Annotated in this window: 23 protein-coding genes; 16 read left to right on the top strand and 7 right to left on the bottom strand. The window is 68.4% G+C overall.

All coding sequences use genetic code 11. The features are described from left to right. Window positions 1-293 precede the first annotated feature (293 nt). Complete coding sequence (locus OVA30_RS03225; protein ID WP_268174595.1) at window positions 294-941, top strand: hypothetical protein; 648 nt, start codon at window positions 294-296, stop codon at window positions 939-941. 1,055 nt (window positions 942-1,996) lie between these two features. On the opposite strand, the gene OVA30_RS03230 is transcribed toward OVA30_RS03225, so the two are convergent. From OVA30_RS03230 to OVA30_RS03240, 3 genes are all read right to left on the bottom strand, one after another. Next, window positions 1,997-2,767, bottom strand: a complete 771-nt coding sequence (locus OVA30_RS03230; RefSeq protein WP_015822017.1) for an anti-sigma factor family protein — start codon at window positions 2,765-2,767, stop codon at window positions 1,997-1,999. An 85-nt stretch (window positions 2,768-2,852) separates the two neighbouring features. Beyond that, window positions 2,853-3,416 carry a sigma-70 family RNA polymerase sigma factor gene (locus OVA30_RS03235; protein WP_012752434.1) on the bottom strand — a complete coding sequence of 188 codons (564 nt, stop codon included), beginning with the start codon at window positions 3,414-3,416 and terminating at the stop codon, window positions 2,853-2,855. Window positions 3,417-3,654: 238 nt separating this feature from the next. Further along, window positions 3,655-4,959 (bottom strand): L,D-transpeptidase family protein, encoded by a 1,305-nt coding sequence (locus tag OVA30_RS03240; protein ID WP_012253006.1) that lies wholly within the window; start codon window positions 4,957-4,959, stop codon window positions 3,655-3,657. 284 nt (window positions 4,960-5,243) lie between these two features. Here OVA30_RS03240 and OVA30_RS03245 point away from each other — a divergent pair, with 284 nt between their 5' ends. From OVA30_RS03245 to OVA30_RS03275, 7 genes are all read left to right on the top strand, one after another. Continuing rightward, window positions 5,244-5,657, top strand: coding sequence for a hypothetical protein (locus tag OVA30_RS03245; RefSeq protein WP_268174596.1), 414 nt, complete (start codon window positions 5,244-5,246; stop codon window positions 5,655-5,657). A 64-nt stretch (window positions 5,658-5,721) separates the two neighbouring features. Further along, window positions 5,722-6,777: a DUF1775 domain-containing protein gene (locus OVA30_RS03250; protein ID WP_268174597.1), complete on the top strand. Its 1,056-nt coding sequence runs from the start codon at window positions 5,722-5,724 to the stop codon at window positions 6,775-6,777. Between the two features lie 115 nt (window positions 6,778-6,892). Further along, window positions 6,893-7,417, top strand: coding sequence for a copper chaperone PCu(A)C (locus OVA30_RS03255; RefSeq protein ID WP_268174598.1), 525 nt, complete (start codon window positions 6,893-6,895; stop codon window positions 7,415-7,417). Beyond that, window positions 7,407-8,054: an SCO family protein gene (locus OVA30_RS03260; protein ID WP_015822021.1), complete on the top strand. Its 648-nt coding sequence runs from the start codon at window positions 7,407-7,409 to the stop codon at window positions 8,052-8,054. The genes OVA30_RS03255 and OVA30_RS03260 overlap by 11 nt, the downstream gene beginning before the upstream one ends. 142 nt (window positions 8,055-8,196) lie before the next feature. After that, complete coding sequence (locus OVA30_RS03265; protein ID WP_268177449.1) at window positions 8,197-8,553, top strand: hypothetical protein; 357 nt, start codon at window positions 8,197-8,199, stop codon at window positions 8,551-8,553. Between the two features lie 42 nt (window positions 8,554-8,595). Then, window positions 8,596-10,749 carry a TonB-dependent receptor family protein gene (locus OVA30_RS03270; protein WP_268174599.1) on the top strand — a complete coding sequence of 718 codons (2,154 nt, stop codon included), beginning with the start codon at window positions 8,596-8,598 and terminating at the stop codon, window positions 10,747-10,749. Between the two features lie 245 nt (window positions 10,750-10,994). Beyond that, window positions 10,995-12,842 (top strand): caspase family protein, encoded by a 1,848-nt coding sequence (locus OVA30_RS03275; protein ID WP_268174600.1) that lies wholly within the window; start codon window positions 10,995-10,997, stop codon window positions 12,840-12,842. 150 nt (window positions 12,843-12,992) lie between these two features. Here the strand turns inward: OVA30_RS03275 and OVA30_RS03280 are convergent, their stop codons facing one another. Both OVA30_RS03280 and OVA30_RS03285 read right to left on the bottom strand, forming a co-directional pair. Then, window positions 12,993-14,465, bottom strand: a complete 1,473-nt coding sequence (locus OVA30_RS03280) for a carbohydrate porin (RefSeq protein WP_268174601.1) — start codon at window positions 14,463-14,465, stop codon at window positions 12,993-12,995. Between the two features lie 104 nt (window positions 14,466-14,569). After that, a complete protein-coding gene (locus OVA30_RS03285) occupies window positions 14,570-15,241 on the bottom strand; it encodes a GntR family transcriptional regulator (RefSeq protein ID WP_012253014.1) in 672 nt (223 codons plus the stop codon). 163 nt (window positions 15,242-15,404) lie between these two features. On the opposite strand from OVA30_RS03285, the gene dctP reads away from it, so the two are divergent. The 4 genes from dctP (at window position 15,405) to OVA30_RS03305 (ending at window position 18,863) form a co-directional block, all read left to right on the top strand. Then, entirely contained in the window at window positions 15,405-16,427 is a 1,023-nt protein-coding gene (dctP, locus tag OVA30_RS03290; RefSeq protein WP_268174602.1) for a TRAP transporter substrate-binding protein DctP, read from the top strand. Beyond that, complete coding sequence (locus OVA30_RS03295) at window positions 16,424-17,149, top strand: TRAP transporter small permease (protein WP_268174603.1); 726 nt, start codon at window positions 16,424-16,426, stop codon at window positions 17,147-17,149. Before dctP ends, OVA30_RS03295 begins: the two co-directional genes overlap by 4 nt. Continuing rightward, entirely contained in the window at window positions 17,146-18,498 is a 1,353-nt protein-coding gene (locus OVA30_RS03300) for a TRAP transporter large permease (protein ID WP_003603321.1), read from the top strand. The genes OVA30_RS03295 and OVA30_RS03300 overlap by 4 nt, the downstream gene beginning before the upstream one ends. Before the next feature lie 167 nt (window positions 18,499-18,665). Continuing rightward, entirely contained in the window at window positions 18,666-18,863 is a 198-nt protein-coding gene (locus OVA30_RS03305) for a NepR family anti-sigma factor (RefSeq protein WP_012253017.1), read from the top strand. 530 nt (window positions 18,864-19,393) lie between these two features. Here the strand turns inward: OVA30_RS03305 and OVA30_RS03310 are convergent. Further along, entirely contained in the window at window positions 19,394-19,531 is a 138-nt protein-coding gene (locus OVA30_RS03310; RefSeq protein ID WP_268174604.1) for a hypothetical protein, read from the bottom strand. Between the two features lie 137 nt (window positions 19,532-19,668). On the opposite strand from OVA30_RS03310, the gene OVA30_RS03315 reads away from it, so the two are divergent. From OVA30_RS03315 to OVA30_RS03325, 3 genes are all read left to right on the top strand, one after another. Continuing rightward, the gene (locus OVA30_RS03315) at window positions 19,669-19,902 is read left to right on the top strand and encodes a hypothetical protein (RefSeq protein WP_003603325.1); all 234 of its coding nucleotides are present in this window, start codon (window positions 19,669-19,671) and stop codon (window positions 19,900-19,902) included. Between the two features lie 67 nt (window positions 19,903-19,969). After that, window positions 19,970-21,016: a cysteine synthase A gene (locus OVA30_RS03320; RefSeq protein WP_253389112.1), complete on the top strand. Its 1,047-nt coding sequence runs from the start codon at window positions 19,970-19,972 to the stop codon at window positions 21,014-21,016. Window positions 21,017-21,128: 112 nt separating this feature from the next. Further along, a complete protein-coding gene (locus tag OVA30_RS03325; RefSeq protein WP_003603329.1) occupies window positions 21,129-21,284 on the top strand; it encodes a DUF3309 family protein in 156 nt (51 codons plus the stop codon). 15 nt (window positions 21,285-21,299) lie between these two features. On the opposite strand, the gene OVA30_RS03330 is transcribed toward OVA30_RS03325, so the two are convergent. After that, entirely contained in the window at window positions 21,300-22,787 is a 1,488-nt protein-coding gene (locus OVA30_RS03330) for a trypsin-like peptidase domain-containing protein (RefSeq protein WP_268174605.1), read from the bottom strand. Between the two features lie 179 nt (window positions 22,788-22,966). On the opposite strand from OVA30_RS03330, the gene OVA30_RS03335 reads away from it, so the two are divergent. Further along, the gene (locus OVA30_RS03335) at window positions 22,967-23,413 is read left to right on the top strand and encodes a DMT family transporter (RefSeq protein ID WP_265225246.1); all 447 of its coding nucleotides are present in this window, start codon (window positions 22,967-22,969) and stop codon (window positions 23,411-23,413) included. The last annotated feature ends 29 nt before the right edge of the window (window positions 23,414-23,442 follow it).

Raw genomic sequence — 23,442 nt, forward strand, 5'->3', positions numbered from 1 at the left:
CTCGAGCGTCGCAGTCTGGCGGCGGATCTCGGCGGGAGCCGTTCCTGTGGGAGTTCGAAAGGCAGGTACTCCAGCACCTTTTCGACCACTCGCATATGCCCCCTACTGGAAGTCCGACACCTGGAAACTAGAGGCCGCCACCTTCCGCCGCTACGGCTACCCATCCAGAGCAACCTCGAAGAGCGCGTCCAGATCAGCCACACGGAGTTCCGCGGCATGGATCCGGGCCAGCATGGCTTCAATAACGGGCACCGTCTCCGCAACGTGAACACGCCCAAGGTATCGAAGTCACGGTGACCGGGCGGCAGTCGACCAGCGGCGGGCCCGCCAGTCTCACCAACATGGATGTCTGCTTCGACATCGTGAACACGCTGCCGGGGATGACCAACTACGTCTTCTCGGACACCCGCTGCAACGCAGCGGAGCAAGCCTACAACCTCTCCGGCTATATGGAGGGGCTCTACTGTGGGCGTTGCATCAACGTTGCGGTGCGCTTTGGGTGGTTCCTGCGGCCCAGCCAGCAGACCCCGCCCATCAATATCTTCAGCAGCCAGACTGACTTCTTCAACGCTGCGGTCGATATCACAGACATCACGCAGGGCGCCTATTACGGCAACCTGTTCTACCACCGCGCCGACGCGACCACGAACGGGGTCTGCTACCAGATCACCTGCGTGAAGAAGAGCCAGATCCTCGGCGGCGAGTGCGTGAACTACGCCGACACGACTAGCCTCGTGGGCGTCGCGTGGTCGGCAGCGAGCGACAACATCGTGGGGGACATGATCCTCTCGAAGGTGGATACCGGGGTCACGAACCTCGGGGGCTCCACCGGCAACGTCTACCGGCGCGGCCGATGGATCAACGTGAAGCAGGGGGCCAGGGATTACGGCAACGGGGGCGACAGCTCCAACGTCTGCATCGGCTACAACGCGGCCTGCTGACGACACCCACCAGACCCTCAACCTCTGTCCGCCTCTGGGCGGCTTTTTCTTTGCCCGGAGACGACCCGACACATGAGCACCCGCTCTGGCGCCGCCCTGCGGTGGCGGCCGGAAGACGAAGCCTGGGACCCGACGCCGTTTCTTCGGGGGGGACCGCACAGGGCACGGCCGGGGTCTGATCTTCGACATCGAGAGCGGCGACTTCTTCCCCGGGCTGATCGCCTTCTGGTGCACTGCCGCGGTGGATATCGACACGGGCGAGGCGTTCTACTGGGGCGTGGATCTCTGGGCGGGGTCCCTTGCGGACTGCATCGAGTTCCGCGGGCAGGCCTCACTCCTCCTGGCCCACAACGGCACTGGGTACGACTACCGGGCAATCGAGAAGCTTTATCCCGGTTGGTGTCGCCCCGCTAAGTCGCGGGACACCCAGGTCATCGCAAAGGTGGCCTAGCCGTATGACGCCCTGATCGGCCCCGACCTCAAGCGCATCCGCGAGGGCCGGATGCCAGGCCAAGTACCTCAAGAGGCATAGCCTTAGCGCCTGGGGCTACCGCACGGGCACCAAAAAGGGCGAGTACACCGGGTGCTTCGGCGCTTGCTCCCCCGCCATGTCGGTCTACCCGATGGCGACATCAGAGGCACGCTCGCCCTCTGGCGCCTCATCGAGAAGCGCATCGGGTGGGACGGGGCGAACCGTAAAGTCGCCGCGGATTTCCTCTTCGGGACCAGGAACGTTCAGCCCAACCCCGTCTGGTCCGAACTGACCCTGGAGACCGAGAACGAGGTCGCACGGATCATTTGGGAGCAGGAGCAGGATGGCGTCCGCTTCGATCGCGAGAGGGCCATCACGCTCATCGCCGAGCTTCAGAACCAGCAGGCCCACATCAGGCGCGACCTGGTGGCAAGGTCAACAGAAACGAGCCCGCCCCGATGCGGCTGCCGGAGCCAAAAGAAAGCCGAGTGTCTCGGCCTGGATCGATCCAAGACGAAACACTCGGCTCTTAATCTAGGCTCGCGCGCCACCGAGGAACTCGGTGGCGCGCTTGGGAAAGCTCTTACTTCCGGAGCGCGGCAAGGCGGGCGGCGGCGGCGTGCAGGGCCGGGTCGTCGCGCGAGCCGCTCAGCGCGTAGGCGGTGCCGCCGGTCCGCCAATAGGCCGTCGTCCCGTCGCTCGAGCGTGCAACCGGCTCCGTCCCTTCGGACAGGGGCGCGCCGCTGCTGTGCTTGGCGAACAGCGCGAGTTCGCCGATCTCGGCCGACTGGATCGAGACCTCGATCCCGGTGCCGCTCCGGCTCGGGAAGATCTGCACGTCCCGGACGATCCACCCCTTCGGCAGAGGCGGAAGATCGACACCGGTCGCAGCTTCGAGATCGGCCGGATCGTAGGCCGAGGCCATGGGCTGGCTGGTCGTGCGGGCGCGGATCTGCACGGCCTCGCGGGCCTGCTTGGCTTCCTCGGCCAGGGACGGATCGATCGGCGAAGCGATGGAGCCGGGAACGCCGAAGCTGCCGCTCTCGGTGTGGGCGAGCCAGCCCGCTCCGACCAGGACCACGACCGCCGCCGCCCGGCGCAGGCGGGAGCGAACCCGCTGCCACGCGAAGGCGCGGTCGATCCGGCGAGCGCTGGAGCGCAACCGCTCCGGCGGCAGGCTCGGCACCGGCAGGAAGGCTTCACGCAGGGCGTCGCGGTCGCGCAGGTCGGCCATGACCTGCAGCGCGTCCTGCGGATTGCGCGCGAGATGCGCCTCGACTTCGACGCGACGCATCGGCTCGAGTTCACCATCGACATACGCGATGAGTTCGGTTTCCGTAACCGGATCGACCATCAGCCCACTCCGACTGCCCTGCTTGCCCACCGTCGAACCTCTTCGTTTTCCGGTGTCTTCCGTTGTTAACGGCTCAACAGGGTCATCAATTCCCACCAACAACGCGTAGATGTGCACGGCCACGGTCGGGGCCATCGTCGGAAGATCCGGCGGTGGCCTTGCCCTTGCGGCCGCCTTCCTCGAAGGCGCGTAGGGCCGCCCGGCCGCGGCCGAGCCGCGACATCAGGGTTCCGATCGGGATTCCGAGCACGGCCGCCGCGTCGGCATAAGCCATGCCTTCGAGCGTCACGAGGTGGAGCGCGGCGCGCTGCTCCTCGGGCAGTCCTTCGAACGCCTTGCGGATCTGCATGAGCCGCACCTGCCCCTCTTGGGCCGGCGGTGCCACGTCGTCGGAGAGCTGCACCAGCACATCGGCGTGGCGTGCCTCGACACGTTTGCGGCGCTGCTCATCGATGAAGACGTTGTGCAGCACCGTCATCATCCAGGTGCGCAGGTTGGTGTCCGGCCTCAGGTTCGCGCGCGATTCGAGGGCGCGAACCATGGTATCGTGCACGAGGTCATCCGCTTTCAGCGAATCCCGCGTGAGCGACCGGGCGTAGCGCCGCAAGGGCACCAGCAGGTCGACGATTTCGGAGCGTTTCGAGCGCATTCTGTCGGCCACCATAATCCGTTGACGGCTGGCCCACGCCTTTAATCCGGCGCCCCGTTCTTTTTTCGAAGAAATCCGCGCGCTCCGAAGACCGGGCGGTCTTCACGGCACGCGGCCTTGCGGCCAGCGGGCCGCGCCCGGGATCAAGCGCCCTGAAACGCGAACAGCCCGGGCCGGATGCGAGATCCGGCCCGGGCTGTTTGGCGTCACCCGGCAGATGGCTCGAACGAGCGGGCGCTTAGTTCTCCTCGTCGCCCGGCTCGTACACTTCGGGCCGGGTCGAGGCGGCGCTTGCGACCGGCGTCGGCGCCTCGATGGTGGAGGGCACGTTCACGCCGTCGCGCTTGTAGATGTCGTCGCGGAACTGCACCGTGCCGTCCGGGGTCGCCCAGGCAGTGATGTAGGTCCAGTAGACCGGCACGGGCTGGGTCAGCGTCGCATCGATGCGCTGGCCGCTCTCCACCGCCTGCTCGACCCGGGTGCGGTCCCAGCCGGGCGTGTCCTTCAGCAGCCACGTGATGTACTCGCGCACGTTCTGCACGCGCACGCAGCCCGAGGAGATGAAGCGGAAGTCGTCGCCGAACACGCCGCGGGAGTTGGTGTCGTGCATGAACACGCCATGCGCGTTCGGAATGTTGATGCGCACCACGCCCATGGAGTTGAAGTCGGCGCCGGAATCCTGGCGGTAGGTGTAGCGGGTGCCCTCATCCGAGTTCCAGTTCACGGAGCGCGGCGAGATCTCCTGCCCCCCCGAGAGGATGCGGATCTTGTTGTCCGTGAGGTAGTTCGGATCCTTCTGCATCTTCGGGATCAGGTCCTTCCTCACGATCGAGGCCGGGACCGTCCAGGTCGGGTTGAAATTGATCTGCGTCGCCTTGGTGTTCATGATCGGCGACTGGCGGTCGATCTTGCCGACGCCCGCGGCGTGCAGCGTCACGACCTGGCCGTTCTCCACCGTCTGCACCAGGGCGGCGGGGATGTTGGTGATGACGAAGCGCCGGCCGAGATCGCCCGAATAGGAGCGCAGGCGGATCACGTTGGTCTCGAGCTGGCGCAGGCGCACCTCGGCGGGCACGTTCATCGCCGCCTGGGTCGCCGGGCTCATCTGGCCGGTCTGCGACAGGCCGTGCCGGGCCTGGAAGCGCTTCACGCCGGCCGCGACGTAGGAATCGTAGACACCCGCACCGCCGGCCGTGGCGTCGAGGTCGCCGGTGACGATCAGGCGCTGGCGCACCGCCGCCACCGCCGGTCCGCGGGAGCCGACGCGCAGACCGGCCGCGCCGCTCACGTTCTGCCAGCCGCCGCGGGAGACGATGGCGCGATACTTCTCGGCCATCGACTCAGTCGCCGCGATGGTGTCGGGCGAGAGGATCGGCGTCGAGGACCGATGCACCTGCATGGTCGTGGGCGAGGAATAGTCCTGCGCCCACTCGGCCTGGGCGAACCCGCCCTCGCGGGCAAGCGCCGGGCCGGCGAGCACCGTCGCCGCCACGAGGGCGGCAGCGAGGGGGCGGAAGTGGGGGTGGCGCGCGCTCTGCAGCATCGATCCGGGCTCTGGAGAAAGGTGCGGTCAGTGGATCCAGCCGGGATTCATGGCTCAAACGCGACGCGTCGAAGAACCAAGTCTCGGCCAAGTCATCGTGCCGCGGTTGTCGCGGTCTCGTGGTTAAGAAGCCATGCCGTTCCGGGCTACATTATGGCGTCCGCGTGTGAGGGCGCACGCAGTGCGTTCAGCGATGCGCTCGGGGAGGCCTCGCCGGGGCGCGGCGGCATGGCGCCGGCCCGGCCCCTACCGGAGCGGCACGAAGCGGCGTAAGGCTCGTGTCCATGCCGAGCCCACGCCGCGACCGGACCGGAGGAGCGCCGCGCGTCCTGCGCGGGCTGACCGCCGTGGCCGCCCTCTACGCGCTGGTGCTCCAGGCCCTGCTCGGCGGCATTGCCGCCCTTCCCGTTACGGGTGCGCCCGCCTTCCTCTGCCAGCCGATCGCGCAACAGATCGCGGATGGAGCCGTCTCCGCCGAGGCGGCGAAGGACGGGCTTCCGGCCCCGGATTCACACCACGCCGGCTGCTGCACCGCCGCGCATCACCAGCCCGCCGCCACGCTCACCCCTCCCCTCTCCGCCGAGGCCGCGTGGCCCGAGCGGGATGCCGCCCGCGCAGGTTGGTCCGGGGTCCAGCGCCGGGCTGCCCGTCCGCCGCCCTTCACCCTCGCCCACGCCCGAGCCCCGCCGGCTGCCTGACCCGCCCGATCCAAGTGATCCCTCGCCAAGCGATCCTTCGATGTCAGACAACCGGAACCGTCCCATGCCTCGCCTCTGCCTCAGCGCCCCGCTTCGCGCCGCCCTGCCGCTCGTCCTGATCGGCTCAAGCGCTGTTCCTTGCGCCGTCTTCGGCCTCGTCTCGCCCGCCTCGGCCCATGCCGTGCTGGAGCGCAAGGAGGCCGCGCCGAACGCCGCCTATCGCGGCGTCGTCCAGATCATGCACGGCTGTGACGGACGGCCGACCACCCGCATCAGCGTCACCATCCCCGAGGGCGTGACCGGGGCCAAGCCGATGCCGAAGCCCGGCTGGACGATCGAAACCGTCAAGTCGGCCTATGCCCGGTCCTACCCGTCCTTTCACGGACAGGTCTCGGAGGGCGTCACGAAAATTACCTGGAGCGGCGGCAGCCTGCCGGACGAGCAGATCGACGAGTTCTCCTTCTTCGCCCGGATTTCCGACGCCTTCGCGCCGGGCGCGACGATCTACTTCCCCGTCGAGCAGGACTGCACCGAGGGCAGCTACCGCTGGAGCGATGTTCCGGCCGAGAACGGGAACGCGCAGGCCCTGAAGGCGCCGGCCCCGGCAGTGCGGATCATCGCCGCGCGAGGAACGGCGACCCAAGCAACGACGACGCAGGCTCCGGCCGTGCCCGCCGCGAAGGCCGGAGCGATCGCGATCGAGGCGCCCTGGCTGCGGGCGACGCCGGGCGGCGCGAAGGTCGCCGGCGGCTACGTGACTTTGCGCAACACCGGCACCGAGCCCGACCGGCTGACGGGTGCCGCGATCCCCCAGGCGGGCCGGGCCGAGATCCACTCGATGACGACGGAGGGCGGCGTGATGAAGATGGCCCCCGTCGAGGGTGGCCTCGCTCTCGCACCGGGGGCCGGCGTCGCGCTCAAGCCCGGCGGCTACCACCTGATGTTCCTCGACCTGAAGGACGGGCTGAAGGCGGGCGAGACCGTCGCGGGCACACTGACCTTCGAGCGGGCCGGAACGGTGCCGGTGACCTTCACCGTGGCACCGATCGGCGCGCAAGGACCCGACAGGCAAGGACCCGGCGCCGCGCCCGAGACCGACGGCCACAAGCATCACCACTGAACGGCGACATCACCGCGCGGGCAGGAGCCTCACGGGAGCATCGCCCCCGCATGCGGCGTTCGAGGCTCGAGGTCCGCGCGCCCTCCCCTTTCCCGCTCCGAACGGAGACACGATCATGCGCCTTCACGCTGTCCCGGCCGCCCTCCTCGCGCTCGGCCTTGCCGCGACGAGCCCGGCCCACGCCCATGACTACAAGGCCGGCCCGCTCAAGATCGGCCATCCCTGGTCACGGGCGACGCCCGGCGGCGCGCGGGTCGCGGCCGGCTATCTCACGGTTACGAATACCGGCACCGAACCCGACCGGCTCACCGGCGGCGCGATCGAGGCGGCCGGGCGCGGGGAGCTGCACACGATGTCGATGGAGGGCGGCGTGATGAAGATGGCGCCGCTCGCCGACGGCCTGGCGATCCCGCCCGGCCAGACGGTGACGCTCGCCCCCAGCGGCCATCACTTGATGTTCCTCGACCTGGCAACGCCGCTGAAGAAGGGCGAGCGGGTGAAGGGGATGCTGCGCTTCGAGCGGGCCGGCAGCGTTCCGGTCGAGTTCGCCGTGGAAAGCCTCGCCGCCAAGGCCCCCGAGACGCGGTCCGAGAAGGGGCCCGAGGCGCACGACCACGGGGGACACGACCATGGCCACTGAACCGGAACCCGAGCCCCGGACGGCTTCCCCCGCCTCGCAGCGGGGGAGCACGCTGATCCTCGCCGCCTTCGCGCTCGCCCTCGTCGGCATCGTGGCGGCGACGGTCGCCTTCCTGCCGCGGGGGGACAGGCCCTCCGCCCTGTCGGTGGTCGGCGGCCCGTTCCGGCTCGAATCCTCGAAGGGCGGCACCGTCGATTCGCAGGCGCTGAAGGGCAAACCCTTCCTCGTCTTCTTCGGCTTCACCCAGTGCCCGAACGTCTGCCCGACGACGCTGGCCGACCTCGGCACCCTGCTCGATGAATTCGGCAGTCAGGGCGGCGAGATCCAGGCCTACTACATCACCCTCGACCCTGAGCGGGACACGCAGGCGGTGATGCGCGAATACATGGCCTCGTTCACCGATCGGATCACAGGATTGAGCGGCACGCCGCAGCAGATCGAGCGGGTGGCGCGCGATTACCGCGCCTATGTGAAGCGGGTGCCGCTGCCGGGGGGCGACTACACCCTGGAGCACACGCTGATGGTCTACATGATGGACCGCGACGGCGGCTTTGCCGGACCGCTCGACCTGAACGCGGGGCACGCCCTCGCCCTCAAGCAATTGCGAAAACTGGTCTCCGACGGCCGCAACACCTGACCGTTTCGGCTCGCGCGGGCCGGTCTTCCGTTCCGCGGTCGGCCGCATGAGAAAACAGGGCTCGGCCGAACCCGCCTCCGTTGACGTTCGGGCAAGCTTGGCCATAGCTGGCGCCATGCGAGGGCGCTTGCCGGGATGGTCCGTGTGCCGCGCGGTCATCGCCGTGGCCGCGCTCTACGCGCTCGCCCTGCAGGTCGTCCTCGGCGGAGCCTCGCTCGCCGGGAGCCTCGGCCCGCAGAACGGTCTCGTTCACATCCTCTGCGCCCCCGATGCCGTTGAGGCCGACGGCCCCCTGAAGTCGCATCCGGGCCACGGGCACCTGCCCTGCTGCCAAGCCGCGCACGCGCTGCCGAGCCTCGACGTTCCGGAGCCCGCCCACGCCCTCGTCGCGTGGCCGCGGGAGCAGGCCGCCCCGGTCGCATGGCGGCCCGAGATCGTCGCCCTCCCCCGTGCCCCGCCCGGCACACGCCCGAGCGTACGCGCCCCACCCGTCGTCTGATCGATCGCCTCTCCCGATCCTTCAGACAACGGACGTTTCCTCATGCCTTTCCGTCACCGGGCCGTGCCGCGTGCCGCCCTGTCCTCGACCCTGCTCGTCTCCGGCCTCGTCCTGCCCGCCCCCGTCCTTGCGCAGGCGCGTCGGGAGAGCGCGACGCTTTCGGAAATCAGCGTCTCCGGCACCGCTGCGCCCGCCACCGGGCGCCCCGCCGGCCCGGCCGAGACCGCCGGCTCGCTCACCGTGCCGAGCGTGGCCGCGCAGCGAGCGGCGGTGAACGCCACCGTCGGCTCGGTCGCCTTCGTCGATGCCGCGACGTTCCAGAACCGCTACGCCAACACCGTGCGCGACGTGCTGAAAGACGTGCCCGGCGTGTTCGTGCAGGAGCGCTACGGTCAGGAGATGCGCCTCTCGATCCGCGGCTCCGGCATCGCCCGCGGCTTCCATGTCCGCGGCATCGAACTCTTGCAGGACGGCATTCCGCTCAACCTCGCCGACGGCAGCGGCGACTTCTACCAGATCGATCCGCTGAGCCTGCGCTCGGTCGAGGTCTACAAGGGCGGCAACGCGCTGACCTTCGGCGCGACCACGCTCGGCGGCGCGGTGAACTTCGTGACGCCGACCGCCTACACGGCGCTCAGCCCGAACAGCGTTCGGATCGACGGCGGCAGCTTCAACACCATCCGCGAGCATTTCCAGCTCTCGCGGATCTCAGGGCCGGCCGATGTCCTGATCTCCGGCACCGCAACCAATTCCGACGGATTTCGCGATCACGAGACCCAGCGCACCCGCAACGTGAACGCCAATCTCGGCTACCGCCTCGCGCCGGGCGTCGAGACGCGGTTCTTCCTCGGCTTCTACGACACCGACCAGAAGCTGCCCGGCTCGCTCTCGCTGTTCGACGCGCTGAACAATCCCCGCCTTGCCAACCCGGCGGCCCTTGCCGGCAACCAATCGCGAAAAGTGACGACGGAGCGCATCGCCAACCGCACCTCGTTCGAACTGGAGGTCGGGCGCCTCGACATCGATTCCTGGGCGATTCACAAGAACCTCTATCACCCGATCTTCCAGGTGATCGACCAGGACGGCTGGACCTACGGCGTCGCGCCGCGCTGGGCCGGCACCTTCGATCTCGGCGGCTTCCGCAACGACCTGATCCTCGGCCTGCGGGCGTTCGCCGGCATCAACGACGCCCGGCAGTTCGTGAACGTGGCGGGGTTCCGCGGCGCCCAGACGCTCAATGCCCGCCAGAGCGCCTCGAACTACGAGGCCTATGCCGAGAACCGGTTCTGGTTCCGGCCCGACATGGCGCTGATGACCGGCGCCAAGCTGTTCTCCGCGAACCGCACCTTCAGCGACAGGGGCGGCCTGCCGGCGAGCCCCACGGCGCGCTTTGCCAATGTCACCTACGAGGGCATCAACCCGAAGCTCGGCCTGCTGTGGCAACCGCTGCCGGAGATTCAGGTGTTTGCCGACATCACCCGCTCGCGCGACGTGCCGGACTTCTCCGACCTCGTGCAGGCGAACCTGCTCGGCACCACCTTCGTGCCGCTCGAGGCGCAACGCGCCTGGACCTACGAGGCGGGCTCACGCGGCCGGATCGATCGCCTCGCCTGGGATGTGACGCTCTACCGGGCGGAAGTCCGCGACGCCCTGATCAACTTCACGCCCAATCCAGGCTTGAACATCCCGGCGGCGACCTTCAACGCGCCGCGCACCCGCCACCAGGGCGTCGAGGCCGCCGTGACCCTCGACCTCGCCACGGATCTGACCGGCGTCGGCGATCGGCTCGCCGTGACGCAGATCTGGACCCACAACGATTTCCGCTTCGTCGGCGACCCGGTCTTTGCCAACAACCGCATCGCCGGCGTGCCGGTGAACGTGCTGCGCACGGTGCTCGGCTACCGGCATCCGAGCGGCTTCCATCTCGCCCCGACCCTCGATTGGGTGCCGCAGGGCGCCTTCGCCGACCACGCCAACACCCTCAAGGTGCCGGGCTACGCCCTGCTCGGCCTCCAGGCCGGCATCGACTTTTCCAACGGCGTCTCGCTGTTCATGGATGCCCGCAATCTGACGGACGAACGCTACGTCTCCGACATCTCGACGGTAACCAACGCCGCGACCGTGGCGGGCGGGCCGGTGGCGTTCTTTCCGGGCAACGGCCGCAGCGTGTTCGGTGGCGTGCGGGCCTCGTTCTGAGGGCTCGGGCCCCTCAACCGGCGCCGGCTCATGGCCGACGTCGGCTGTGAGGGATTGAAAATGAACGGTGCCCGCAGGGCGGCTGGACGTGCGAAGCGGGCGCGGAGTGTTCACACGCCTCTAATCATATTTTGCGCACTCCAAGGGATTGATCTTAGCAAAACCCTGCGCCAGACTTATTGTATTCGTCGAGCGGTAAATCAGAAACTTCAGGCGTTTATCCCCGCGACACGGGAGCATGGCTCATGCCGAGTTCATTGCGAATTCTCTGCGTGCATGGCCTTGGCGATCAACGTCAAAGCAACTGGGACGCAGATTGGTCGAGTGCGATCAAGCGAGCCGTCGGAACGAGTGCTGGCGTTGAATTGGATTTCCGATTTCTGACCTACGATCCCATATTCGAACGCACCGATATCAATTTTGCGGAGACGCTCGGCGCCTTCTGGAAGCTGGCGCGCAGCGGCCTCGGCGGCTTGTTTCGTCAGCCGCGTGGCCCGGTCAGCAATATTTCGGACCGACTCCGCTGGACCGCCGGCTACGTCGTTGCCTGGGTGGAGGATGAACAGTTCCAGCAAGAGACCCGCGCGCTCGTGCTCGATACGCTGCGCGACTACAAGCCCGACATCGTCCTTGCTCATAGCCTCGGCTCTCTCGTCACTTACAATGCCTTCTCACACGCGGATGCGGCGGAAAGCGAGGCGGCCAAGGCGCTCGCGGGCACACACTACGTGACGTTCGGATCGCAGATCGGAAATCCTTTTGTCCTGGGAAATCTGACATACGGCCGCGTTCAACGTCTTGCCGTCAGGCATTGGCACCATCTCTACAACGAACACGACGATGTTTTCACCGCACCCCTAAAAGTTCAAGGTGTCGACAATTTCAATCAGCTTCTGACGCCGTTCGATCTCCCCGGTTTCGGAGATCATGATGCGGCCGGCTACCTCACGCATGCCGTGACCCAAACCTCCTTCTGGACGCCGATGGTCGACCTCGCGGCCCGTCAATCCAGGGCGGTGGGTCGCAAAGCGGTGGCGGGCGTCGATCGTTGGAATCGCTCGCTTCCGACCGCGGCCCCATCCACGCGGCGCAAAGCACTCCTGATCGGAATCGACGATTATCCCGATCCCGCCAATCGGCTGTCGGGTTGCGTCAACGATGTTTTCGCGATGAGCGCGACCTTGCAGGATTGCGGGTTCGAGCCGGAGCAGATTCGCGTATGCCTGAACGAGCGCGCCACTGCGGACGGCATCATCTCTCGGCTCGAATGGCTGGTCGATGGTGCGCAACCCGGTGACCAGTTGGTGTTCTTCTACTCCGGGCACGGCGCGCGCGTGCCGGAATACGGCCAACAGCAGGAGCCGGACCGTCTCACTGAGACGCTCGTGCCGTATGACTTCGACTGGACGCCAGAGCACGGCGTGTCCGATGAGCAGATCAACAGCTTCTACGCGCAACTTCCCTATGAGACCCACCTCCTGATGATTTTCGACTGCTGCCATTCCGGCAGCATGCATCGCGATGGCGCCGGTCGCGCACGTGGGATCACGCCCCCGGACGACATTCGGCACCGCCAGCTCCGATGGAACCGCGAAGCGGAGATGTGGGTCGAGCGTGACTTCACCCCGCTCAACAAGGCCTTTTCGAGCCAAGCGGCGAAACGGCAGGCTTTCTTCGGCTCCAACCTCGCCACGGTCCGCCTGGGACGCGCCGCCTTGCTCCGCGTCAACGACCAGAAGAGCTACGACCGGGCCAAGAAAGCACGCGGAGCGCCGATTGGACCGTTCCTCCCCGTCATCATCGAAGCCTGTGGAGAGGAGCAATACTCCTACGAGTATCGTCATGGCGCGACCAGCTACGGCGCCTTCACCTTCTGCCTCACATCCATCCTGCGCAAAGAGAAGAATATTACCTTCCAGAAGCTTGTACAGCTCGCGACTGAGCGTCTGGAACGGCTCGGCTATAACCAGAAGCCACAAATCCTGGGGCCAGCCATCGACCTCGATGCGAAGGTGCCGTTCGAGACAGGGCGAGTCGGTCAGCCGCCCGCCCGCAACCTGCCCGGCTCAGCGACGCCGCGAACCTCCGGGTGAGACCTTGGACGCGCTTCGAACGGCTGCCATGAGCGCATCACCCAGCGCTCATGTGGGCGCGAGCCGCCGCACCGATGCGCGGAGACGGCGGGCGACAGCCGATCGGCGGGGAGCACAGGGGAGCCTTCCGAGCCTCGAAGGCCGGTCCCCTCAATACTGAACCGTCGCGCGAAGCCCCAGCACGGCGGCGTTGCGTACCCGGCGGCCTTCCGGGTCGCGCGGATTGGCGATGCCGCCGCCGGGATGCAGGATCAGTTGCGCGTCCGGTTGGACGGTGAAGCCCGGCACCACCACCGCCTGATAGGTCGCCTCGATCACCGTCTCGGCCCGCCGCCGCGGCATCGGCGTGCCGGTCAGGACGATGGTGTCGATGTCGGAGCGGCGCGCGTCGTCGGAGAGGCGGGCCTGCGCCAGGCTGAGGCCCACCGTGTCGTTGTCGCGGCCCGGCAACAGGCCCTTATAGGCGAGGCCGGTATCGAAATAGGCGGAGACGAGGCTGGAACGGGTCGGCGACCACGCCGCGCGCAGGAAGAAGCCGAGCCCCTCGTCGTCCTTGCCCGATTCTCGGTAGAGCGTCTGATCCCAGATCGCGTAGATTCCGGCATTGCCGCGCAGGCGCCGGCCGATGCCGGTGGAGTTCGGGTCGGCGAGCGGCAGGCCGGTCTGGTCGAAGCGCAAGCTCTCGAAGCGCCCGAAATGCTGCCAGCCCCCGAGGGTGATGTCGCCGGGCAGTTCCTTCGAACCTTCCTGCGTGTTGAAGGCGTAGGTCGCCTCGGCCACGACGAGGGCGGGATCGCGGGTGCGGAAATTGGTGCCGGTGCGGTCGAGGCGCTGCCCCTCGGGGTCTTCGCCCGGGCGATTGGCCCCGGCCGGATCGCCGTCATAGAGCCCGGCTTGGAGCGAGAAGCCGTTGCCCGGCACGTATTTGGCCCGGATCGCCGGCGTCGCGAGCGGGTAGGCCGGGCCGCCGCTCGGCAGGTCGAGCGCGGCGATCGCCGGCCAGCCGAAGGTCGAATTTACGAACAGGGTCGCGGTCTGGCTGACGAAGAACTCGGTGTCGGCCGCTTGCTGGCCGATCCGGATGCCAAGTTGGCCGTCGAAGAGCTGCTGGTCGAGCCACAGTGTGTAGAGGCGGGAGGCGGGCAGCGCCTCGATCACGCTGGCGGCCAGCAGGTTGCCGACATCGTAGCGCGACAGGCCGGTGCCGTGGATGAAGTAGGCGTTGGCGTGCACCGTGGCGCCGTCCCAGCCGGCGAGCCGTTGCAGGTCGAGATTGAGCCGCAGGTTCAGCCGGTCCTCGACGATCGCCCCCTGGCGAATACCGCCGACGGGATTGCCCAGCGTCTCGGCGATGTAGGTGAGGCTGTACTCGATGCCCCGCTCCTTCAGCAGGGGCCGCAGGCCGAGCGGGTCGCCGAAGGGCCCGAGTGAGGGCTCGATCGAGCGCACGTAGCCGCCGGAGGCTTGGCTCGTCGATTCCGGCTGGGCCACCGCGATCCGCGGATCGCCGCCCGCGCCCTCGTAGACCGGCAGTCCGGTGGACTGCGCCAGGGCGGGCGATCCGGCGAGCGTCGTCAGGGCGAGCGCGACCGGAAGGGCGCCTGGAATGGGGCGGCGGGACACGAAGAACCTCCACGGCGAACCGCGAAGCGTGAGTTTACGGCCTCCGCGCTGGCCCTGCCAGGGCACCGGAAGCGACGCTCGCGATGTGCGACCCTTCGGGGTGCTCACGCCGCGCTGTGATCCAGCGCCCGCAGATTCGCCACCAGTTCCGAAAAGCCGTCGCCCTGGATCAGGACGTGGCGGCGGAGCTGATCGGCCGCCGCGGCGCCATCGCTGGCAAGGATCGCGGCGACGACCGCCTCGTGCTCGGCGAGCGATTGCGCCACCCGGTGGCGGGTGCGCAGTTGCAGGCGGCGGTAGGGCGAGAGGCGGCGGTGCAGCGCCAGCGCCTGCCCGCACAGGAAGTCATTGCGGCAGGCGCGGTAGATCACCGTGTGGAAGACGTAGTTCTCACCGTAATAGGCTTCCGGATCGCCCGCGGCGGCGGCCCGTGCGCAGGCTGCGACGGCGCCCGTCAACTCCGCCTCGAGTTCCGGCGTGAGGCGGCGCGCGGCGAGCCGGCCGCAGGCGGCTTCCAGCTCCGCCATCGTCTCGAACATCTCCAAGAGATGGCCCGGCTCAGGCGCGCTCACGACCATACCGCGGCGCGGCTTGGTCTCGACGAGGCCGGTGGCGGCCAACTGCAGCAGCGCCTCGCGGATCGGCGTGCGCGAGACGCCGAAGCGCTCGGCGAGCTGCGTCTCGTCGAGGCGCGCGCCGAGGGCGAGCCGCCCCTCGACGATCTCGTCCTCGATCGTCTGCCTGAGGCGCTGGGTCTGGTTCATCGGTCGAGTCATCGGCGATTTCCTGCCGATCCATATTCACGGGCGTTGACAAAATATGCAAGATGACGCGATCTTGCATTAAATGCTGCGCTGAAACGTATATTGTGCGCCGCACAAAAGTCCGCACGAACGGACGAGTAGAATTCCGCGAAAGCGGTATTGGGAAGGAAACGCCATGACGCTGAACCGCCGCCACCTTCTCGCGGCCGGGCTTGCTGCGCCCGCGCTGCTGAAGTTCGGAACCGGCCCGGCCCGGGCCGCCACGACCCTGAAGCTCTCGCACCAGTTCCCCGGCGGCTCGATCGACGAGGGCGACTTTCGCGATCGGATGTGCCGGAAGTTCGCGGCCGCCATCAAGGAGCGCTCGAAGGGCGCGATGGAGGTGCAGGTCTATCCCGGCTCCTCGTTGATGAAGACCAACGCCCAGTTCAGCGCCATGCGCAAAGGGGCGCTCGATCTCTCGCTCTACCCCTCGCCCTACGCGGGCGGCGAGGTGCCGGAGATGAATATTGGCCTGATGCCGGCCCTGGTCTCCTCCTATGCCCAGGCGCTCGCCTGGAAGGACGCGCCCGTCGGCCGCAAGCTCACCGAGATCCTGGATTCCAAGGGCATCGTGCTGGTGTCCTGGGTCTGGCAGGCCGGCGGCATCGCCAGCCGCGAGCGCCCGCTGCTGACGCCCGACGACGCCAAGGGGATGAAGGTCCGCGGCGGCTCGCGCGAGATGGACCTGATGATGAAGCAGGCCGGCGCGGCCACGCTCTCGCTGCCGTCGAACGAATCCTACGCCGCGATGCAGACCGGCGCCTGCGACGCGGTGCTGACCTCCTCCACCAGCCTGATCTCGTTCCGCCTGGAGGAGATCTCGAAGGCCCTGACCTCCGGCCGCGAGCGCTCCTACTGGTTCATGCTCGAGCCGATCATGATGTCGAAGATCGTGTTCTCCGGTCTGCCCAAGGACCAGCAGGATCTCATCATGGCGGTCGGCGCCGAGCTCGAGAGCTTCGGCCAGGAGGGCGCAAAGGCCGACGATACCCGCGTCGAGGAAGTATTCGGCAAGGCCGGCGCCAAGGTGGTGCAGCTCGACGAGGTCAATCTCGGCAAGTGGCGCGACATCGCCCGCGACACCGCCTGGAAGGACTTCGCCAACAAGAACGCGAGCTGCGCCGAGCTGCTCAAGCTGGCGGAGAAGGTCGGATGAGCCACGCCTTCGACGCGGCCTCGGCCGCCTCCGAGACGAAACGCGCCGAGGAGCCGCGGATTCCGGGCCTGCTCGGCGTGATCGAGCGGACCACGCGCCGGCTCAACCACCTCATCCTGGTGTGCGGCGGGGTGGCGCTCGTCGCCGCCTGCCTCGTGCTCAGCTACTCCGTCCTGACCCGCTACGTCTTCCACGAGCCGACCGAGTGGCAGGACGAGACCGCCGTGTTCCTCATCGTCGGCGCGACCTTCCTGTCGGCGGCGGGCGTCCAGGCCAAGCGCGGCCACGTCGCCATCGAGGCCCTCACCGGCTTGCTGTCGCCGGGCGTCAACCGGGTGCGCCTGATCTTCGTCGACATCGTCAGCCTCGCCTTCGTGACCTTCTTCGCCTGGAAGAGCTGGAGCCTGTTCCACGAGGCCTGGGAAGACGGCCAGATCTCGCAATCGACCTGGGGGCCGCCGCTCTGGATTCCCTACCTGCTGATGGCCGCGGGCATGAGCCTGCTCGCCGTCCAGTTCGTCCTGCAGATCACTGAGGCCGTCCTCTACGGCCCCCGCGCCGCCGGCTGGGCCAAGCCGAAGATCGGCATCGGGGCGGACGTCAACCGCGACATGCGCGACCGCCCGGATCTGACGCCCGAGGGGCCGGATCCCCTGGAGAGCACGATCACACCGACAGCGGCCCCGGTTCGGCCGATCACGACGAGGGGAGGCAAGGCATGAGCACCGCCGCGATCGGCTTCCTCTATGCCGGGGCGACCCTGGGGGCGATGCTCTCGGGCATCCCCATCGCGTTTGCGCTGGGCTTCGTGGCCCTGGCCTTCATGTACGTGTTCATGCCCGCCGCCTCGCTCGATACGGTGGCGCAGAACGTCTACGAGGAGATGGCCTCGATCACCCTGCTCTCGATCCCGCTCTTCATCCTGAAAGGCGCGGCGATCGGACGGAGCAAGGCGGGCCAGGATCTCTACTCGGCGATGCATGCCTGGATGCACCGCATCCCCGGCGGTTTGGGCATCGCCAACGTGTTCGCCTGCGCCCTGTTCGCAGCGATGGCCGGCTCCTCGCCCGCCACCTGCTCGGCGATCGGCTCGGCGGGCATTCCGGAAATGCGCCGCCGCGGCTACTCGCCGGGCTTCGCCGCCGGGATCATCGCGGCGGGCGGCACGCTCGGCATCCTGCTGCCACCCTCGATCACCATGATCCTCTACGCGGTGGCCGCCGAGCAATCGCTCGGGCGCCTGTTCCTGGCCGGCATCGGCCCGGGCTTCCTCCTCGTCGCGCTGTTTGCGAGTTGGTCGGTGTTCCGCTTCCGCTCGGAGTTCGCGGCGGCCAAGCTCGCCTACGAGCGGACGGGCGCGCAGCATCCGATCCTCAAGGAGGACAGCTACAGCATGCGCGAGCGCTTCTCGACGCTGCCGCGGGTGCTGCCCTTTGTGGTGCTGCTCACCGGCGTCATGGTCGCGCTCTACGGCGGCTACGCCACGCCCTCCGAGACGGCCGGCCTCGGCGGCCTGCTGGCGCTGGCGCTGATCGCGGTGATCTACGGCGTGTGGCGCTTCCGCGATCTCGACCCGATCCTCACGGCGACGCTGCGGGAATCGACCATGCTGATGCTGATCATCGGCATGTCGCTCCTCTACGCCTACGTGATGAGCTACCTCCACATCTCACAGGCGGCGGCCCAGGCCATCGTCGCGATGCAGCTCTCGCCCTGGGTCCTGCTCGTCACGATCCTGGCCCTGGTGATCGCGCTCGGCTTCTTCCTGCCGCCGGTCTCGATCATCCTGATGACGGCGCCGATCATCCTGCCGCCGCTCAAGGAAGCCGGGTTCGACCTCGTCTGGTTCGGCGTGGTGATGACGATCACCATGGAGATGGGGCTGATCCACCCGCCGGTGGGCCTCAACATCTTCGTCATCAAGAACATCGCCCCCGACATCCCGCTCAAGGACATCATCTGGGGCACCCTGCCCTTCGTGATCCTGATGGCTGTCGCGATCCTCCTGCTCTGCCTCGTGCCGGGCATCGCCCTCTGGCTACCGGACCTGCTCCTGCCGACGACCCGGTAAGAACGGCAGCCGCACTCGGACCGATGGTTTCGAGGAAGAAGAACCCTCCGTGCCCTGGCACGGAGGGTTAATCGTTTCTTGGTCGCCGCAGTAAAACTCGCCTTAACTTTCCAGCGCGCAGGATCGCCGCCTCACAGCCGCTTCCGGCACCGGACGGGAGACGATCCGTGACGAAGCCCATCGCCGACACGAAACGCGCAGAGGATGCCGCGGAGGCGCCGCCGCTGAGCGCGAGCGTGCGCCGCCATCTCGGCAAGAACCTGCGCAGCCACTACGCCGACAGCCTCACCGAGCCGGTCGGCGAGCGTCTCGAAGCGCTCATCGGACGTCTGGACACGCTGCAGGACCGGGCGACCCGCGACTGACGCTTCGAAAACGGTCCCGTCAAACGGTCGCGCCAAACGGTCCAGCTAAGCCGAAAACCCCGGCCGCGACGGAGCGACCGGGGTTCTTGATCTGTGCGGTGCGGGTTTGCGCGGGAGCGCGGCGCTCAAAAGCGCCTCACGAAACGCCCGATGGCCGGCCGTGGGCTGTTGCCCACGACGGCATGGCGGGTGTCGTCTCGGGAGGCCCTCAGTCGAGGGCGACGGCGACCAGGGAAAAAAGGCCCGCCAGCAGCAGGTTGCAGGCGATGAGGGCGACGACCGTCATGGATTGGATTCGCGACTGAGAGAAAATGGGGCAGGCATCGAAGGCGGCGGATCGAACCGCCGCGAGAGGAGCGTCTAGCGGGATAAGCTTGACGGAGTGCTCATCCTGCCTGATTGCGGCGCCGAAGCGGCTCGGTTCGCCAAAACCGGTGCAGGAACATCACAGCCCTCAACCTGCGGCCAAACTGCACCGTCGCGCTTGAACCGGAGCTGAACCGAAAGCGCCGAATGGCCGCCGGAAGGGCTCAGTCCGGATGGTCGGGGTTTTCGCTCCGCTCGCCGAACCGCGGAAGCGAAATTCTCAAAAGCGGGCGCCGCGCGGCGGTCTTTTGCACGGCGACGGCAATGAACGCGGCGTCAAAAGCGGCCCGCACGCGCGGCATGATCGTCTTCTACGCTGCCCCCGGCGCTCCGGAGCGATGAGGGCCGATACGCTGTTTTGGGCTCAGCCTCTCAATATTGCTAAGATTTCATGAACCGATTAGGCTGGCGACGTCTCGTTTCGAGACAGGAGCCGGCCATGATCTCCCTGAACGAGACCCTCCTCACCGCGGCCGGCCTGTTCGGGCTCGGCGCATCCGCGGCATCGGCCGGAAACCCGGCGGAGTCGCAGGACTTCCGGGATTTCGACCGGAGCGAGACCGCGTCCGATGGCGGGGGAAGAACGCTGTCGCAGGACGACGCCGCGGCAGATGATCCCTTCTTTACTGCCGTCGCCGACGCCTTGCGGGAGGCGGGCTACCTGGATTCCTGAAAATCGGTTGGTTAAGCCTGCCTGATCCGCCGCCCCGCGCGGGCGCTCAGGAAGGCCGCCGCACCGCATGTCCGCATCCTCCGCCGTCTCGCCCGACGTGCTCGCTGCCATCGGCGGCACGCCCCTGATCCGGCTGCGCCGCGCCTCAGAGGAGACCGGCTGCACCATCCTCGGCAAGGCCGAATTCCTCAATCCCGGCCTCTCGGTAAAGGATCGGGCGGCGCTCTCGATCGTGCGGGATGCCGAGGCGCGCGGCCTGATCCGGCCCGGCGGCACCATCGTCGAGGGCACGGCGGGTAATACCGGGATCGGGCTGGCGCTGGTGGCCTCCGTGCGCGGCTACCGCACCGTGATCGTGATTCCGGAGACGCAATCGGCAGAGAAGAAGGAGACGCTGCGGCTCGCCGGCGCCCGGCTGGTCGAGGTGCCCGCCGTCCCCTTCGCCAACCCGAACAACTACGTCCACGCCGCCCGCCGCCTCGCCGAGCGGCTGGCCGAGACGGAAGCGGCCGGCGCCTTCTTTGCCGACCAGTTCGACAACACCGCCAACCGCCGCGCCCATATCGAGGCGACCGGCCCCGAGATCTTCGCGCAGACCGGTGGCGCGGTCGACGGCTTCGTCTGCGCGGCGGGCACCGGCGGCACGCTCGCGGGCGTGGCCGAGGCGCTGCGGGCGGCCAAGCCCGGCGTGAAGATCGCCCTATCCGACCCCGAGGGCTCGGCGCTGCACGCCTATTACAGCACCGGCACGCTCAAGGCCGAAGGCTCCTCGATCACCGAGGGCATCGGCCAGGGCCGGGTGACGAAGAACCTCGAAGGCTTCACGCCCGACCACTCGTTCCGGATTCCGGACACGGAAGCGCTCGGCATCATCTTCGCCCTGATGCGCGAGGAGGGCCTATCGCTGGGCGGCTCGTCCGGCATCAACGTGGCGGGCGCGATCCGGCTCGCCCGCGAACTCGGGCCCGGCCATACCATCGTGACGATCCTTTGCGACGGGGCTGCGCGCTACGCCTCGAAGCTGTTCAACCCCGCCTTCCTGCGCGAGCGCAGCCTGCCGATTCCCGCGTGGCTTGCAGAGACCGGGGGCGCTCTGCCGGATTGGCGAGCCTGAGGCCAGACGACCGCGGGATAAGACCCGAGCCGGCTGAACGAAATCGCCGGCAGAAGCGTTGCTGTTGGCGCTCAGGCAAAGGGGTCTGGGCGGACCAAAGAGGCTTCCGCCGATGACGATCACCACCATCCTCCTGATCCTGCTGATCCTGCTCCTGTTCGGCGGCGGCAACTTCTACGGCGGCGGTCGCTTCCGCGGCCCCGGCTTCGGCCTCGGCGGCCTGCTGATCATCATCCTGATCGTGCTGCTGGTGACGAACCGGGTCTAAGGCCCGGTACTTCCCTCACCGGGCGCAGGTGATGGCAACGACGGCGTCGAGAACGGGCGCCGCCGCCCCGCCCAGCGTGGTCGCGGCGCCCTTCGCGAGATCCTTTCCCGCGTCCTTGGCCGCGTCCTTGCCCGCTCCGGCGGGCAGGCCGCTCTCGCCCAGGAACGCCGCGACGGCTTTCCCCGGTACGACGGCATAGCGCGTCGGCGGCATTACCCCGGCGATCAGGCGGGGTGCAGTGGGAAAGCGGGCGACGAGCCCGACGAGCCGTCCCGACCGGTCGAGCACCGGCGCACCAGCGGCGCCGGGCTGGAGCGGCGCATAAACGCCTTCGACGGCAGCGGTGGCGGGGGCGACGCTCGGGCGGCCCTTCGCCTGGGCACCGAGCACGAGCAGAGCCTCGCCCTCGCTCACCGCCTCGGCGCGGAGCGGCGGCGGCGCGCCACCCGCCAACCCCTCGGCGGACAGAAGCGCGAGGGTGCCCGCCGCGTCGCGCCGCTCGATCCGGGCCGCCGCACCGCCGATGCGCGGCGCGGCGCAGGATTCGAGGGCGGAGGCCGCCGTCAGCACCCGCCCGCCGCCCAGCAGCAGGCCGGTCGCGGCGGGGCGCGCCTCGGCCTGCACGCCGGGCAGCGGCGGTGCTGCGGGCGCGGCCGCCAGGCCGGAGGCGGGCGCGCGAGGAGCCGGGCCGGTGGCCGCCGTCGGAGCGATGGGAGCCGGCGCGTCCTCGGGAAACGGTGAAAAGTTGTTGGCCACCGCGATGACGAGACGATCGACCGTGTCCGCCAACGTTCTGTCATAGCCGAGGGTGAAGCCGCGGATGCCCTGGGGGCCTTCGGCGTAGCGGATATAGGAGCGCCCGCCCGCGGTCTCGGCGGTGATGACGATGAAGTCCGGCTTCTTCAGCTTGTAGGTGACCTTGCGGCCGGGCATCGCGGCGATGGCGCGCTCGAACAGGGCGTCGAGGCTGGTCTCCCCTTGCGGGAACGACTTGGTGTCGAGGGTCACCCGCCCGTCGGCGCTCTGCCAGCGTGTGCCACCGGGGATCGCGCTCTTTTTCGGCAGCAGCGCCTCCGGCACCCCGACCACCACGCCGCTCGCCGGATCGGGCTGGACCTTGAAGCGCGCGGCCCGCCGGGCCTCCTCCGCCTCGCGCTTGAGCGCCGCGCGCTCCGGTGGCGTGAGCAGGCCGGTCGGGGCGGCCCCCGTGCGGGTCTGGTAGGTCTGGATGCCCTCGAAGCTACGCTTTCCGAAGGCCCCGGTCGTCACGCCGTTATAGTCACCGGTCCAGACCAGGGCATCTTGCAGCCCCCGCCGCTCCGCCTCGGGCAGGGCCTCGAAGGCCGTCCGCGCCGCCTCGAAGGCGGGATCGGGCGCGGGTTGGGGGGCAGCGGCAGGCTTCGGCCGGGCCGGCGCGGCCGGTGGGAGGGTCCCTTGTGCGAGGGCGCCCGTCGCAAGTCCGGCGGCAAGCAGGGCCGGTAGGCCGGTGCGAAAAGCTCTCATCCGTCCCGTCATCACCACCGCTCGATTCGTCGTGCGGGGGATGATGCCAGCCAGAGCGTGCCCCCCACAAGCCGCAGCGCAGAGCCGTCCTGCGGGATCGTGATCGCACGCCGGTGGACGGACAGGTCCCGGGCGACAGCTTTGGCGCAGGACTTCAAGGCATTCGGAAGGGCGCGGCTTTGCTGCAGATCGGATTGTACGGTGCGGCGGCGCTGGCGGGTGTCGCCTTCGTGGTCCAGCAGGCGGTCAATGCCGGGCTGAGGGGCGAACTCGGCTCCGGTCTCTGGGCGGGATTCGTCAACTTCACCGTCGGCGGCCTCGCCGTTGGCCTCCTGGCGCTGACCTTGCGCGAGCCGTTGCCCTCGCTCGACGCGGCCGCCCGCGCCCCCTGGTACGCCTGGACCGGCGGCCTGCTCGGCGCGGTCTACGTCGTCGGGGCGATTTTCCTGATCCCGCGCATCGGCGCCGCCGCGGTCGTCGCCCTCCTCATCGTCGGGCAGATGCTGATGTCGCTCGCCCTCGACCATTTCGGGCTGCTCGGCGTGCCGGTCCACGAAGCGAACCTGCCGCGGCTCGGCGGCGCGCTGCTTCTGCTGGCCGGCGTCGCCCTGATCTGCCTGTTCTGAGGCCCCTCCTCGCCGATGGCTCGGAGTGA

Source organism: Methylorubrum sp. SL192 (assembly GCF_026672325.1).
GTDB lineage: Bacteria > Pseudomonadota > Alphaproteobacteria > Rhizobiales > Beijerinckiaceae > Methylobacterium > Methylobacterium extorquens.

What these genes read in the sequence shown, in the direction of transcription:
- OVA30_RS03230 (WP_015822017.1), bottom strand. Translation starts at nt 2,767, where the DNA reads ATGGTCGATCCGGTTACGGAAACCGAACTCATCGCGTATGTCGATGGT.
- OVA30_RS03235 (WP_012752434.1), bottom strand. Translation starts at nt 3,416, where the DNA reads ATGCGCTCGAAACGCTCCGAAATCGTCGACCTGCTGGTGCCCTTGCGG.
- OVA30_RS03240 (WP_012253006.1), bottom strand. Translation starts at nt 4,959, where the DNA reads ATGCTGCAGAGCGCGCGCCACCCCCACTTCCGCCCCCTCGCTGCCGCC.
- OVA30_RS03245 (WP_268174596.1), top strand. Translation starts at nt 5,244, where the DNA reads ATGCCGAGCCCACGCCGCGACCGGACCGGAGGAGCGCCGCGCGTCCTG.
- OVA30_RS03250 (WP_268174597.1), top strand. Translation starts at nt 5,722, where the DNA reads ATGCCTCGCCTCTGCCTCAGCGCCCCGCTTCGCGCCGCCCTGCCGCTC.
- OVA30_RS03255 (WP_268174598.1), top strand. Translation starts at nt 6,893, where the DNA reads ATGCGCCTTCACGCTGTCCCGGCCGCCCTCCTCGCGCTCGGCCTTGCC.
- OVA30_RS03260 (WP_015822021.1), top strand. Translation starts at nt 7,407, where the DNA reads ATGGCCACTGAACCGGAACCCGAGCCCCGGACGGCTTCCCCCGCCTCG.
- OVA30_RS03270 (WP_268174599.1), top strand. Translation starts at nt 8,596, where the DNA reads ATGCCTTTCCGTCACCGGGCCGTGCCGCGTGCCGCCCTGTCCTCGACC.
- OVA30_RS03275 (WP_268174600.1), top strand. Translation starts at nt 10,995, where the DNA reads ATGCCGAGTTCATTGCGAATTCTCTGCGTGCATGGCCTTGGCGATCAA.
- OVA30_RS03285 (WP_012253014.1), bottom strand. Translation starts at nt 15,241, where the DNA reads ATGACTCGACCGATGAACCAGACCCAGCGCCTCAGGCAGACGATCGAG.
- dctP (WP_268174602.1), top strand. Translation starts at nt 15,405, where the DNA reads ATGACGCTGAACCGCCGCCACCTTCTCGCGGCCGGGCTTGCTGCGCCC.
- OVA30_RS03295 (WP_268174603.1), top strand. Translation starts at nt 16,424, where the DNA reads ATGAGCCACGCCTTCGACGCGGCCTCGGCCGCCTCCGAGACGAAACGC.
- OVA30_RS03300 (WP_003603321.1), top strand. Translation starts at nt 17,146, where the DNA reads ATGAGCACCGCCGCGATCGGCTTCCTCTATGCCGGGGCGACCCTGGGG.
- OVA30_RS03310 (WP_268174604.1), bottom strand. Translation starts at nt 19,531, where the DNA reads ATGCCGCGCGTGCGGGCCGCTTTTGACGCCGCGTTCATTGCCGTCGCC.
- OVA30_RS03315 (WP_003603325.1), top strand. Translation starts at nt 19,669, where the DNA reads ATGATCTCCCTGAACGAGACCCTCCTCACCGCGGCCGGCCTGTTCGGG.
- OVA30_RS03320 (WP_253389112.1), top strand. Translation starts at nt 19,970, where the DNA reads ATGTCCGCATCCTCCGCCGTCTCGCCCGACGTGCTCGCTGCCATCGGC.
- OVA30_RS03325 (WP_003603329.1), top strand. Translation starts at nt 21,129, where the DNA reads ATGACGATCACCACCATCCTCCTGATCCTGCTGATCCTGCTCCTGTTC.
- OVA30_RS03330 (WP_268174605.1), bottom strand. Translation starts at nt 22,787, where the DNA reads ATGAGAGCTTTTCGCACCGGCCTACCGGCCCTGCTTGCCGCCGGACTT.